The sequence below is a fragment of the Corallococcus interemptor genome (genome assembly GCF_003668875.1).
GTDB lineage: Bacteria > Myxococcota > Myxococcia > Myxococcales > Myxococcaceae > Corallococcus > Corallococcus interemptor.
The window spans coordinates 1-13,084 of the sequence record NZ_RAWM01000013.1 but is presented as its reverse complement, the minus strand read 5'-3'; the positions used below and the strand labels follow the sequence as shown (position 1 = coordinate 13,084).

Genomic DNA, 13,084 nt, shown 5'->3' with positions numbered 1-13,084 from the left:
CGTCCCGCTAGACGCGCCAGACGCCCGCCACGGTCTCCATGCGCTCGGCCACGCCGCGCAGCGCGAGCGTCATCCGCTGCGTGCCGTGCATGGCCTGGAGCGTGTCGTCCATCATCCGGGACAGGTCCGTGACGGCCATGAAGATCTGGGCGATGCCGGCGTTCTGCTGGATGACGGCGGCGGCGATCTGCTGGGCCGCGGACGCGTTGTCCTGGATGATGTCCGCCAGCGCGCGCAGGCTCTGACCGCTTTCGCGCACCTGCGCCAGGCCCGCCTCGGAGTGGCGCTGGCCTTCTTCCGACAGCGCCACGGTGTCGCGGATGCCGCCGCGGATGGCGTCCAGGATGTCGCGCACGCGGTCGGTGGCCTGGATGGACTGGTCCGCGAGGCTCCGGATTTCGCGCGCCACCACGCCAAAGCCCTTGCCGTGCTCGCCGGAGCGCGCGGCTTCGATGGCCGCGTTGAGCGCGAGCATGTTGGACTGGTCCGCCAGGTCCTTCACCGTCTGGGTGATGCCGCCAATCTGGTGCGTGCGCTCGTGGAGGGAGGAGATGCCCTCCGCCAGGCGCGTGCCGTGGTCGCGCAGCTGTTCGAAGCCGTCCAGGCTGGCGCCGAGCGCCGTCTGGCCGGAGCCGCCCACCTCGCGCGCCCGCGCCACCAGCGCCAGCACCGCCTGCGAGCGCTCCGCGGCCAGCTGCGAGGTCTGCTGGATCTCCTTCGCGGTGACCTGCGTCTCCTGGATGGCGGCGCCCTGCCGGGTGAGGATGCGCTCCTGCTGCTCGGTGGCCTGGGTGAGCTCGCCCACGGTCTGCCCCAGCACGCGGGTGGCCTGCTGGAGGCTGGTGGTGGACTCGCGCAGGTGGTCCATCATCCGGGAGAAGGCGGAGGCCAATTCGCCCACCTCGTCCTGGTGGCCGTGGGCCTCCACCTTCTGGGTGAGGTCGCCCTCGCGCACCACGCGGGTGACGAGCTCGCTCAGCGTGGCGATGGGCCGCGTCACGCCGCGCGCCAGGGCCCAGGCGGCCAGGACGGCGATCCCCAGGAGCGCGGCGCCCGCGAGCAGGCTCAGTTGCAGGAAGCGCCCCAGGGGGAGGAAGGCCTCGGTCTCCTCCAGCGCCGCCACGAAGCGCCAGTCCTGGCCCGCGGAGAAGCGGTGGTTGGCGTCCTTGTGGGCCTCGGCGCGCACGGGATTGGAGAGGTTCGGCGTGCCCTCCGCGCGGGCGCTGAAGAGGCTCTGGCCGTCCGGGGTGAGGATCTCCAGGGTGAAGCTCTTCTGTCCCCGGTCCTGGGCCCGCTGGAGCGCGCCCGTGACGACCTTCTCCAGCTGGCCCCAGTCATACGCGGCCAGCAGCACGCCCACGCGCGCGCCGGAGATGGGGCTGAGCACGGGCAGGGCCAGGGGCATCACGAGGCGGTCCAGGAACGGGTCCTTCTTCGCGAGCGCGCCGGTGAGGATGGCGGGGTCCAGCCGGTCCTCCAGCGCGGCCTGGAACCAGAGGGAAGCGCGCACCTCCTGTTCGCGTCCGGCGAAGGCCTGGCGCAGCTGGGGCTGGCTGACGGAGACGGCGCGTCCGTCGGGGGTGAAGAGCACCAGGCCCGCGAAGCTGGTGTGCCGGCCGTTGAGCGAGGTGAGCACCGCGTCGCTCTTGGCGTAGGTGTCGAAGAGGAGCGCGCCGCGCACGATGGCGTCCTCGGTCCACGCGCGGGCGTTCGCTTCGCGCTCGTGCAGCGAGGCTTCGATGAGGTCCCGCAGGCCGTCCGCCTCCACCTGGAGGACGCCGCGCACCTGCTGCTCCAGGTTGCGCCGGATGACGTGGACCCCCGCGCCGACGGCGGGGACGAGCGCCGCGACGAGCAGCAGGCAGATCCACAGCGTGAGGCGGCCGCGCAACTTCAATCCGGACAACAGGCGCATGCGTGAGGAACCCGGGTGGACGGTTGTCACAGGTCGAGCAGGGACAGGCCCACGGTGAGCGCTCCGATGACGCGGGCGCCGTCGCGGACGGGGAGGGACACCTGGATGACGTAGGCCTGGGTGGACTCGTCGAAGAAGGGGGCCTCCTTCAGCACGGGGCCGCCGCGGCCCTGGGCGTAGGTGAGGCGCCACTTGTCCTCGTCGCCCTGCCAGTAGTCGGACGTGCGCCGGCTGGCGCAGACGAGCGCGCCCTGGTCATCCATGGCGAAGGACTCCGCCAGGGCCGGGCCCAGCGTCTCCCGCAGGCGCAGGAGCGCGCCCGTGCACGGGCCGTCCAGCACGCGCTGCTTGTGGGGCGTGAGGGCCGGTGTGGCCATCCACTCCGAGTCCAGCTGCTGGATGGTGGCGAGAGGTGTGCCGCGCGCGTTCTGGGCGCGCAGGGCGCGCACCACCTCCGGGTCTTCCGCCAGACGCCGCAGGTGGGGCATCACGCCGTCCACCTTCCGGAGCTGCGCGACGCCGTCCGGTGGCAGCTGCCCCCAGGCAGCCAGCGCCAAACCCAGCCAATGCATGGACATCCAGGCGCCCCCAGGAGCCGTGAGAACGATTGAGAAAAGTGTGACACGGAACAGCTCGCGCCGTCACCCAGGCAGGCGTGATTTGAATAATTCAATCAAAGCTTGTTTTCACCGGCTTCAAGGCAGACGGCACTGCACGGGCTTGTCCTCCTGCCTCCGTGTGCCGGCTGGGTCGGCCGTTGGCTTGAGGATGTTATGGGTAGGGTGCATCCTCTCTCTCATGGTGATGGGAACCAGAACGCTGGCCACATACGCTGACCTCGAGGACGTGCCACCGACGAAGGTGGGGGAAATCATCGAGGGAGAGCTGGTCGTCAGCCCACGTCCCGCGTCCCGCCACACGCGCGCGGCATCGAAGTTGGGGGCCTTCCTGGACGGTCCCTTCGACCAGGGCGTCGATGGGCCAGGAGGATGGTTCATCCTCAAGGAGCCAGAGCTGCGGTTCTTGAAGTCGGGTGATGCATTGGTTCCCAACATCACTGCCTGGCGACGAGAGCGGATGCCCTACATGCCCAACGTGCCCTACTTCTCACTCGTGCCGGATTGGGTGTGCGAGGTCGTGTCCGACGTCACGCTGGCTTGGGACCGCAGCCCGAAGATGCGCGTCTATGCGCGCGCGGGCGTGGAGTGGCTGTGGTTCATCGACCCGCTGGCGGAGGGGCTGGAGATCCACCGTCTCCAGGACGGCCAGTAGCGCCTGCACGAGGTCCACCTCGGAAGAGGCACCGTGAATGCTGTTCCCTTCGATGCGGTGCCTCTGGACTTGAGCAGGCTCTGGAGCCGGTGACGGCTCAGGGCAGCTTGGGCCTCCGGGACGCGGCGCATGGGCGTGCCTCGCTCCTGGGCCAGGAAGGGGGCCTTGATGATTCCAGCGGTGCTCACGACGTGACACTAACGCCCGGGGGCTCCGGTGGTGAGTGGGTGGCGGTGTTAATCGCTCGCAGACCGCGTTCCTGACTGGAGAGGCCCACCGTGAGCACGAAGAACGTCCGCATCGAGAAGGACACCTTTGGTCCCATCGAAGTCCCCGCCGACCGGCTCTGGGGCGCGCAGACCCAGCGCAGCCGCCAGAACTTCGCCATCTCCTCGGAGCGCATGCCCCTGGCGCTCGTGCACGCGCTGGTGCTGGTGAAGAAGGCCGCGGCGCTGGTGAACCAGGAGAACGGCTCGCTCCCCAAGGAGAAGGCCCAGGCCATCGTGAAGGCCGCGGATGAGGTGCTCGCCGGCCAGCATGACGACGAGTTCCCCCTCCTGGTGTGGCAGACCGGCAGCGGCACCCAGACGAACATGAACTGCAACGAGGTGCTGGCCAACCGCGCCTCGGAGCTGCTGGGCGGCGAGCGCGGCGAGGGCCGCAAGGTCCACCCCAACGACGACGTCAACAAGGGCCAGAGCTCCAACGACGTGTTCCCCACCGCGATGAGCGTGGCCGCCGTGGAGGCCGTGGTGAAGCACGTGCTGCCGGAGCTCGTGGCCCTGCGCGACGTGCTGGCCCAGAAGTCCCTGGCCTTCGGGTCCATCGTGAAGATTGGCCGCACGCACCTGCAGGACGCGACGCCGCTCACGCTGGGCCAGGAGTTCAGCGGCTACGTGGCGCAGCTGGACCGCGCGAAGGGCCACATCGAGGCGTCCCTGCCGCACCTCCTGGAGCTGGCGCTGGGCGGCACCGCCGTGGGCACCGGCCTCAACGCGCCCCCGGGCTACGCCGAGCGCGTGGCGGCCGAAATCGCGAAGCTCACCGGCCACGCCTTCGTCACCGCGCCCAACAAGTTCGAGGCGCTGGCGGCGAACGACGCGTTGGTGCAGGGGCACGGCGCGCTCAAGGGGCTGGCGGCGGTGCTGTTCAAGGTGGCCAATGACATCCGCTGGCTGTCGTCCGGGCCGCGCTCGGGCATTGGCGAAATCAACATCCCGGAGAACGAGCCGGGCAGCTCCATCATGCCGGGCAAGGTGAACCCCACGCAGAGCGAGGCGCTCACCATGCTGTCCGCCCAGGTGATGGGCAACGACGTGGCCATCTCCCTGGGCGGCGCGTCCGGCAACTTCGAGCTCAACGTCTTCAAGCCGCTCATCATCCAGAACTTCCTGCAGAGCTGCCGGCTGCTCGCGGACGGCATGCGCAGCTTCCGCCTCAACTGCGCGGTGGGCATCGAGCCCAACCTCCCGCGCCTGCAGGAGAACCTCCAGCGCAGCCTGATGCTCGTCACCGCGCTCAACCCGCACATCGGCTACGACAACGCGGCGAAGATCGCCAAGACGGCGCACAAGCAGGGCAAGACGCTGAAGGAGGTGGCGGTGGAGCTGGGGCTCGTCACCGCCGAGCAGTTCGACCAGTGGGTGCGCCCGGAGAAGATGACCGGGAACCTGTAGGCCCGCCTCCGACCCGCCCAATCGTGGGACAGCGCACGCTCCCGCAAGAAGGGGGGAGCGCGCGCGCTGGGGGACGATTAGGGTACGGGGGCCATGAACGTCCCCTTCGTCATTGAGACCACGCACCGCGGCGAGCGGGCGTACGACCTCTACAGCCGTCTGCTCAAGGACCGCATCATCCTCCTGGGCACGCCCATCAACGACGATGTGGCCAACCTCATCGTCGCCCAGCTGCTGTTCCTGGAGTCCGAGGACCCGGACAAGGGCATCAACCTCTACATCAACTCGCCCGGTGGCTCCGTCACGGCGGCGCTCGCGATGTATGACACGATGCAGTACGTCAAGTGCCCGGTGTCCACCATCTGCGTGGGCCAGGCGGCCTCCGCGGGCGCGCTGCTGCTCCTGGCCGGCTCCAAGGGCAAGCGCTACGCCCTGCCCAACAGCCGCATCATGATTCACCAGCCGCTGGGCGGCGCGCAGGGCCAGGCGACGGACATCGACATCCAGGCGAAGGAAATCCTCCGGCTGCGCACGTACCTCAATGGCCTGTTCGTGAAGCACACGGGCCACACCATCGAGCGCATCGAGAAGGACACCGAGCGCGACTACTTCATGAGCGCCGAGGAGGCCCGGCAGTACGGCCTCATCGACGAGGTCGTGGAGCGCGCGTCCGGCGTGCCGGCGCCCAAGTAGCATTCATTCCAGCAGGGACCGGAGGAGCAGGCTCCGTGCCGCTGCTCCGGGCAGGCATGCGATGGGTGACGGCTCCGCAAGCTGCCCCACGGTGCAGCTTGACGGGGGCGTGTCCAGAGTCTGGACATGGCTCCCCGTCTCCTTGCCGCTGCTCTATTGCCTGCCTTCCTGGTGGGCGTGGGATGTGCCACAGGCCCTTCGGGCCGTACTCCCGTGCCGCCCAATTCCCAGTCGGTGCAGGCGGAGCTGGGCGAGCGCAACATCGTCGAGGCGGGCGCGGAGTACTCGCGGCAGAACGCCATCCTGCTGGCGGACAGCGGTGACAGTGAGGCGTTGCGGATCAGCCCCAACTACTGGCGGATCCGCTTCGCGCTCCCGGAGGAGGGCTCCGGGAACATCCTGGCGCTGAACTTCGATGAGCTGGCGCAGCGCGTGACAGGGGCGCGGCGCCTGGACATCACGCCCATCCCCATCACGAACAGTGCCCTTCGGCCCAGCGTGGCGAGCCCCGCGACCGGGGGCTCGGGGTTCCGCTGAGACGCGGCTTCAGGGCAGCCGCGTGATGCGGTCCAGCGACGGGGCCGGCAGCGGGTTCGCCTGGGTGCTCTTCGCCTTGAAGTACGCCTCCAGCGCATCCAGGTCCACCGCGCCGCCCATGGTGTTCGTGCCCTCCGCGAAGACGGTGAAATTGTCGCCGCCCGGGGCGAGGAGGTTGTTCGTCGTCACGCGGTAGCTGGCGGCGGGATCCACCGTGACGCCGTTCAGCCGGATGCTGGCGGGGTCCACCTTGGAGCCGATGGGCGCCGACGCGCTGAACGCGTACTGGAAGCCCGCGGACGGGAGGAGGATGCGGGTGAGGTCGCCCGTGCGGAACTGCTGCTCCAGCAGGCGTTCAATCTGCGCGCCCGTCAGGGTCATGGTGACCAGCGTGTTGCTGAAGGGCTGCACGGTGAACGCCTCGCCGTAGGTGACGGCGCCGGCGCCGTTGGGGTCGGCCGGGTCGTACACGAGGTCGGTTCTCACGCCGCCCGGGTTCATGAACGCAATCTGGGCGCCGCCCAGGGCCGCGGGCTTCGTGGCCTCCAACTGGGCGTCCGCGATGACGAAGCCCAGGGTGGACTGGCCGGTGGGGTCCCGCTGGAGGTTGCTGCGGGTGAGCGTCTCCGCGACCCAGCCAATGACGCGGCCCTCCAGCGGCGCCGTCAGCCCCCTGTAGCGGGCGACGAGCTCCGTGAGGGTGGGGTCCGGCTCCACCGTGCGGGTGACGATGACGTTCTGGGCCTGGGCCTTCACCACCTGGCCCGAGGCCGCGTCCAGCGTCAGGTCGATGTCCGTGACGAGCCGGCCCACCGACGCGGCGCTGGTGACGAGCTTGCCGCTCAGCGTGCAGTTGTAGGCCTGGTGGGTGTGGCCGCTGATGATGACCGACACCGCCGGGTCCAGGTTCTGCGCGATGTCCACGATGGGGCCGGACAGGCCCTTGCACTCGTCGTAGAGCGAATCGGGCGCGGGCGTCCCGCCCTCGTGCACGATGACGACGATGGCGTTCACGCCCTGCGCCTTCAGCTCCGGCACCAGCGCGTTGACGGTCGCCACCTCGTCCTTGAACTCCAGCCCCGCCACGCCCGTGGGGACGACGATCTTCCCCGTGCCTTCCAGCGTCATGCCGACGAAGGCCACCTTCACGCCGCCGAAGGTGCGCACGTCGTAGCGGGCGAAGAGGGTGCGGTCCACGTCGGTGGCCACGTTGGCCGCGAGGTACTTGAACCTCGCGCCGGAGAAGCCGGTGCCGTCCTGGCAGCCGTCCACCGGGTGGCAGCCGCCGTTCTGCATGCGCAAGAGCTCCGAGCCGCCCTCGTCGAACTCGTGGTTGCCCACGGCGGCGAGGTCCAGGCCGATCTGGTTCATGGCCTCGACGGTGGGCTCGTCGTGGAAGAGCGCGGAGAGCAGCGGCGTGGCGCCGATGAGGTCACCCGCGGACACCACGATGGAGTTCGGGCTCTTCGCGCGCAGCTCCGCGACGTAGCGCGCGAAGTACACCGCGCCGCCCGCGTTCACGCGGCTGGCCGGGTCCACGCCGCCGTCGGGCAGCAGGGCCTGGGCAATCTGGCCGCCAGTGCCGGTCGCGGGCTCCAGCTGCCCGTGGAAGTCGTTGAAGGCGATGATCTTCAAGGCGACGGTGCCGCCGGTGCCCGCGTCGTCATCGCCGGTGCCCGCGTCGGTGTTGCCCGGTGGAGGCGGAAAGGTGACGGCCTGGCAGACGTGGTCCACGCAGGTCCAGCCCTGGCCTTCCGGCGCGGGGTTCTGCTCCTGGCAGTCGAAGGCGTTGGTGCACTCGTTGTTGCCGCAGCCGCCGTGGAAGGCGAGCAGCAGGCCGGTGACGAAGGCACCGGCGAGGAGGAAGACGCTGGGGCGCGCGGCGTCACGCGCGCGGAGGACGGAAGGCTGCATCGGGAACGACTCCTGGGCAGGGATGCGCTGAGCGAGCGAGGTGTCGGACCCTGGCATCGTCGCGTGGCGCCCGCGTGAGGGCGGGGTTCCGAATGGATGCCGGCCCGGCGGATGTGACCTGTTCGACACCTGACGCGCGCTCAGGTGCGGACGGACCCACTGCACATCACCAGCTCCGCGACGCCGCTCACGGCGCCCCAGAGCACGGCCTCCTGGTCGAACAGCCCGCCGATGCGCAGGGCCTCATCGCGGGACAGGCCGGGGACGAAGAGGCTCTCCTCGAACCAGCGGCGGTCGTCGGCCACGCCCACGGCGGACAGGGCCACACGGCCTTCGGCTTCAATCAGCGCGAGGAGGCGCTGTTGAAGCCGCGCGTTGGTGCGGGGCGGGCGCGGGTGCGCGTGGGGGTTCCACGCGGTGAGGAAGGCCCAGGTGGCGAAGCCGCGCGCGGTGAGCGCGGCGTCGAGCGCCGGATGCTCAGCGCCCACGCGCAGCACGTGCTTGCGGTCTCCCACGAGCGGGTGCGCGCGGACGACGTAGCCCGTGGCCTGGAAGGCCGCGTGCAGCGCCGTCCGCCGTACATCACTCATGCGGCGTCACGACCGCGGGCACCGGGAGCCGCGGCAGCGCGGGATGTCCCTCGCGCAGCTTGGGCGGAATCTGGCTGGCCACGATGGGGGCCTCCTCCGCCGTCTTCCACGGACGGTCGGGCCACCAGCGCTCCACGGGCGGCGGCGCCAGCGGGAGGAAGTCCTGCCCGGGCCGGGGCGTGGTGATGCCCACGCCGTCATGCTTCGCGGCCACCAGCGAGCGCTCCACCGGCTCCGTCCAGCCGTGGTACGCCAGCGTCACCAGCCCCCAGTGCACCGGCAGGAACAACCGGCCCTGCACCAGCCGGTGGGCCAGCACCGCCTGCTCCGGCCCCAGGTGCCAGTCCGGCCAGCCCGCGCCGTACTGACCCGTTTCAATCATCGTCAAATCGAACGGCCCCAGCTTCGCGCCAATCTCCTCCATGGCGGGGAACAGGCCCGTGTCGCCGGAGTAGTAGACGCGGTGCTGGGGGCCCACCAGCGCCCAGCCCGCCCACAGCGTCTTGTTCTGCTGGAGGAAGCGGCCCGACGCATGCCGCGCGGGCGTGCACACGATGTCCAGCCCCTTCACCTTCGTGCGCTCCCACCAGTCCAGCTCCACGATGCGGTTGGCGGGCACGCCCCAGTATTCCAGGTGCGCGCCCACGCCCAGCGGCACCACGAACGTGGTGTCCCAGTCCTTCATCGCCTCGATGGTGTGGTGGTCCAGGTGGTCGTAGTGGTCGTGCGAAATCACCACCGCGTCGATGGGCGGCAGCTCGTTCAGCGCGATGGGCGCGGGGAACCAGCGCTTCGGGCCAATCCACCCCAGGGGCGACGTGCGCTCGCCCCACATGGGGTCGGTGAGCACGCGGTGCCCGTCCACCTCCACCAGCGTGGACGAGTGCCCCATCCAGGTGACGCGCAGGCCGTCCGCGGGCGGCGTGGCGAAGCGCTTCGGGTCGATGCGGTCCACCACCACCGGCATCCGGGGCGTGTTGTCCGGGCTCGCGTGGAACAGGTCCGTCAGCGTCCGCTCCCAGTTGTTGAGGATGGGCTGCGGGTTCTCGAAGCCACCGTCCAGCCACTGCGGCGAGCGCTTCATCCGCTCCAGCCGCGCTCCCTCCGCCCCCGTGCCGAACGCACGCCACCCGTCAATGACGACGACCAGCAGGAACGCACCCAGCAAGAGCAGGCCCCATCCGAACAGGCGCAACAACCTGCCGCCCCAGGACGGCCGCTGGCCGTAGGAGGGAAAGGCCGTGCGGAAGGCCTTCTGTCGGGCCTTGTCCGCGGCCCGCATGGGTCCCGCGTTCATCCTCATCCCCGGACCCTGATGGGTCCGGTGCGTCAGTGTCAATGGGGAGACATCCCGCTACGCCCCGGTTTTTCCTGACTCCGGCGGCGTCGCTCCAGACCCGTGGCCGTTCGGCGTGGGGCCGGGTCTGGACCTCTTCAGGACCCGGGCGGGACGATCTTGAACCCGCGCTGGAGCAGCGGGGCCAGCCGGTCCGTGAGGTCCCACGCCTCCACCAGCCGACCGTCGCGCAGCCGGTACAGCGAGTCCCCGAGGAACGTGAGCGGGCGCGATTTGCCGTCCGCGGTGGGCGGGCCCTGGGTGTCCGTGCCCGTCGCGCGCCAGCGCACCACCACCCAGTCGTCCTCCGCCAGCACGTGGAGCAGCTCGAACTTCAGGTCCGGGAACAGGGTGAAGCCGGCTTCCGCCTGGGTGCGCACCACGGCCGGGCCGCGCAGGTCCTGGGGCGCGCCCTCGGAGTGGTCCACGAAGTCCGCCGCGACGTACTCCGGGATGCGCTCCAGGCGCTTCTGGTTGTAGATCTCCTCGGTGAACAGGCGGGCGCGCTCCTTGTTGGACGCGCTCACCTGTTGGGCCCGTTCCGCCGGGGACACCGTCGCGCAACCGGTGAGCCCCACGAGCCCCAGCACCACCCACGACACAACACAGGTCCTCATGACGCGCGCGAATCTGCCGGGCCCGCACGGGCACTGTCAGCCGCCGTGTCGTCGAACCGTTCACCGCCGGGCGCCAGCCGCCCCAGGCCAATGGGCGCGGCCAGGCACGTGTCCGGAATCCCGAAGGCGTCCACCAGCCCCACTGCATCCGGACGCAGCTCCGCGCACAGGAGCACGCGCTCCTTGCGGATGGCCTGGGCCTTGGGGGCCGTGAGCCAGCCGTGCTCCAGGAACCAGCCGCTGGCGGACTCCAGGCAGGACAGGCCGAAGAGGTCCGCCAGGCGCCCCAGCACCGGCTTGAGCGCTTCGTCCTTCACCGCCGCCACGCCGCGCAGGAACTGCTCCAGCACGATGCGCTCCACGCTCGCGTGCGCCAGGGCCAGCAGGTGCGCCTGCACCTGGTTGAAGGCCTCGAAGGCCTCCACGCCCGCGGTGAGCCGCTTGCGGATGCGCTTGGACACGGACGCGAGCAGGGCCTCCTCCCGGAAGCGCAGGGCGCGCAGCTGGAAGTCGCTGTCGCGCAGGTGGTCCGTGTCCGTGCGCCGGCCCGCGATGGGGTTTCTGTCCGTGAACACCGTGGTGGCCTGATCCACCAGCAGGCGCAGGACGGCGAAGACGCGGTCGTCCTCGAAGCGCTGGCGGTAGCCCGTGAGCAGGCCCTTGGCGACCAGCTGCATGAGCACGGTGTTGTCGCCCTCGAACGTGGTGAACACGTCCGTGTCCGCCTTGAGGGACGCGAACCGGTTCGCGGTGAGGTAGCCCTGGCCGCCGCACGCCTCGCGGCACTCCTGGATGGTGGCGGTGGCGTTCCACGACGCGTAGGCCTTGAGGCCCGCGGCCAGCGCCTCCACCTCGCGCGCGTCGTCCTCCGTGCGGTGGACGTAGCGGTCCACCAGGTACTCCAGCGCGAAGTCCACCGCGTACGCCTTGGCGACGAGCGGCAACAGCCGCAGCTGGTGCACCTGGTGGTCCAACAGGCGCACCTCGGGCGCGCCCTGCGGGCCGAACTGGCGGCGCAGGTCGCCGTAGCGCACGGCGATGGTCAGCGCGCTCTTGGCCGCGGACAGGGACGCGCACGCCACGCTCACGCGGCCCGCCACCAGCGCGCCCAGCATGGTGAAGAAGCGCTTGGAGTCGCCGGTGATGGAGGACGTGTATTCACCCGTCTCCGTCACCTGGCCGTAGCGGTCCAGCAGGTTCTCGCGCGGCACGCGCACGTGGTCGAACCACAGCCGGCCGTTGTCCACGCCGTTGAGGCCCATCTTCTCGCCGCAGTCCTCGATGCGGATGTTGGGCAGGACCTTGCCCTTCTCATCGCGCAGCGGGACGAGCAGCGCGTGGACTCCCAGCCGTTCCCCGTCCACCTCCAGCTGCGCGAACACGGTGGCGATGCGCGCGTGGCGGGCGGCGTTGCCAATCCACTCCTTGCGCGCGGTCTCCGACGGCGTGTGGAGGACGAACTCGCTGGTGGCCGCGTCGTAGCGGGCCACCGTCTCGCAGTCGCGCACGTTGGAGCCGTGGCCCAGCTCGCTCATCGCGAAGCAGCCGGGCAGGTCCAGCGAGGCGACCCCGGGCAGGTACTTCTGGTGGTGCCGCTTCGTGCCCAGGAACAGGATGCTGGAGCCGAAGAGGCCGAAGTGCACGCCCGCCTTGATGACGAGGCTCAGGTCGAAGAAGGCCATCGTCTCGAAGGCGGCGATGAACGCGCCCAGGTCCCCGCCGCCCTCGCGCCCCTTGGGGTAGGCGAGCTGTCCCAATCCGTCGTTGGCCAGGTGCTTGAGCCAGTCGAAGACCTGGTCGCGGTAGGCGGTGGTGGACAGCCCTTCCTTGTAGCGGAAGTCCGCGTCCTCCAGCCATCCACGCACGCGCTGGCGCACGTCCGCGTAGGTGCGCTCCAGCACGGCCGTCATCGCCACGGGGTCGAACGACGCCGCGTGCGAACGGGGCTCCGCCTTCGGGACGCGCGATGCCTTGGGCATCAGGGAGCGCACGGCCTCCTTGCCATCCACGCCCAGGGTGGCCTCGATGGAGGCCAGGGCCTTGGACAGCTCCGCGGGCGGGATGCTCAGGGGCGCTTCACCCGCGAGCGCCTGGGCCAGCTGCACGCCCAGCTCCGCCAGGTTCTGCTGCTGACTGCTGGCCAGCTTCTCCGCGGTGGCGCGGATGTGTTCGCGCACGAGGGCCAGCTCGCGGGGCGGGGGCGGACGCAGCGGATCCACCCAGAGGGCCAGGACGGTGCTGGACTTGAGGTCCAGCCAGGGCTGGGAGCGGGCCGCGGCGCCCAGGGCCTTGAGCTCCTCGCCCGTCAGCTCGCCGTCCGTCCAGGCGACGTACAGCATGGGGACCAGTGGGGCGAGGCTGGAGAGCGACAGCAGCTCGCGGGCGGAGGGGCGGGAGGGGGCGTCGAGCATGCTGGACTCTCCAGGCGAGGGTACGGAACCCGGGCAGTGTCGCCACGCTGGAAGGCTCCGGCAACGATGGAATGGGGACCTGTTCACCGGACGGGGCCGGGGGCGGGCGGTGACTCCCAGGGG

The 13,084-nt window shown here is 70.4% G+C and carries 11 protein-coding genes; 4 read left to right on the top strand and 7 right to left on the bottom strand.

Annotation, left to right across the window (positions count from 1 at the left end):
- Positions 1-7 precede the first annotated feature (7 nt).
- Positions 8-1,915, bottom strand: coding sequence for a methyl-accepting chemotaxis protein (locus D7X96_RS07205; protein ID WP_121769320.1), 1,908 nt, complete (start codon positions 1,913-1,915; stop codon positions 8-10).
- A gap of 26 nt (positions 1,916-1,941) precedes the next feature.
- Positions 1,942-2,493, bottom strand: a complete 552-nt coding sequence (locus tag D7X96_RS07200; protein WP_120547965.1) for a PDC sensor domain-containing protein — start codon at positions 2,491-2,493, stop codon at positions 1,942-1,944.
- Between D7X96_RS07200 and D7X96_RS07195 the strand changes: the two genes are divergently transcribed.
- The 4 genes from D7X96_RS07195 (at position 2,486) to D7X96_RS07180 (ending at position 6,093) form a co-directional block, all read left to right on the top strand.
- Entirely contained in the window at positions 2,486-3,187 is a 702-nt protein-coding gene (locus tag D7X96_RS07195) for a Uma2 family endonuclease (RefSeq protein WP_306449642.1), read from the top strand. The genes D7X96_RS07200 and D7X96_RS07195 overlap by 8 nt on opposite strands.
- Before the next feature lie 278 nt (positions 3,188-3,465).
- Complete coding sequence (fumC, locus tag D7X96_RS07190) at positions 3,466-4,863, top strand: class II fumarate hydratase (RefSeq protein ID WP_121769319.1); 1,398 nt, start codon at positions 3,466-3,468, stop codon at positions 4,861-4,863.
- A 93-nt stretch (positions 4,864-4,956) separates the two neighbouring features.
- Positions 4,957-5,556 (top strand): ATP-dependent Clp endopeptidase proteolytic subunit ClpP, encoded by a 600-nt coding sequence (gene clpP, locus D7X96_RS07185; protein ID WP_014399808.1) that lies wholly within the window; start codon positions 4,957-4,959, stop codon positions 5,554-5,556.
- Between the two features lie 213 nt (positions 5,557-5,769).
- A complete protein-coding gene (locus D7X96_RS07180) occupies positions 5,770-6,093 on the top strand; it encodes a hypothetical protein (protein WP_233609572.1) in 324 nt (107 codons plus the stop codon).
- A 9-nt stretch (positions 6,094-6,102) separates the two neighbouring features.
- Here D7X96_RS07180 and D7X96_RS07175 read toward each other — a convergent pair whose 3' ends face one another.
- From D7X96_RS07175 to D7X96_RS07155, 5 genes are all read right to left on the bottom strand, one after another.
- Positions 6,103-8,007, bottom strand: coding sequence for a bifunctional metallophosphatase/5'-nucleotidase (locus D7X96_RS07175; protein WP_121769318.1), 1,905 nt, complete (start codon positions 8,005-8,007; stop codon positions 6,103-6,105).
- Between the two features lie 140 nt (positions 8,008-8,147).
- Complete coding sequence (locus D7X96_RS07170; protein ID WP_121722298.1) at positions 8,148-8,597, bottom strand: DUF3293 domain-containing protein; 450 nt, start codon at positions 8,595-8,597, stop codon at positions 8,148-8,150.
- Positions 8,590-9,894: an MBL fold metallo-hydrolase gene (locus tag D7X96_RS07165; RefSeq protein ID WP_244219484.1), complete on the bottom strand. Its 1,305-nt coding sequence runs from the start codon at positions 9,892-9,894 to the stop codon at positions 8,590-8,592. Before D7X96_RS07165 ends, D7X96_RS07170 begins: the two co-directional genes overlap by 8 nt.
- A 137-nt stretch (positions 9,895-10,031) precedes the next feature.
- Complete coding sequence (locus D7X96_RS07160; protein WP_121722299.1) at positions 10,032-10,550, bottom strand: ester cyclase; 519 nt, start codon at positions 10,548-10,550, stop codon at positions 10,032-10,034.
- Positions 10,547-12,961: an acyl-CoA dehydrogenase family protein gene (locus tag D7X96_RS07155; protein ID WP_121769317.1), complete on the bottom strand. Its 2,415-nt coding sequence runs from the start codon at positions 12,959-12,961 to the stop codon at positions 10,547-10,549. Before D7X96_RS07155 ends, D7X96_RS07160 begins: the two co-directional genes overlap by 4 nt.
- Positions 12,962-13,084: the final 123 nt, after the last annotated feature.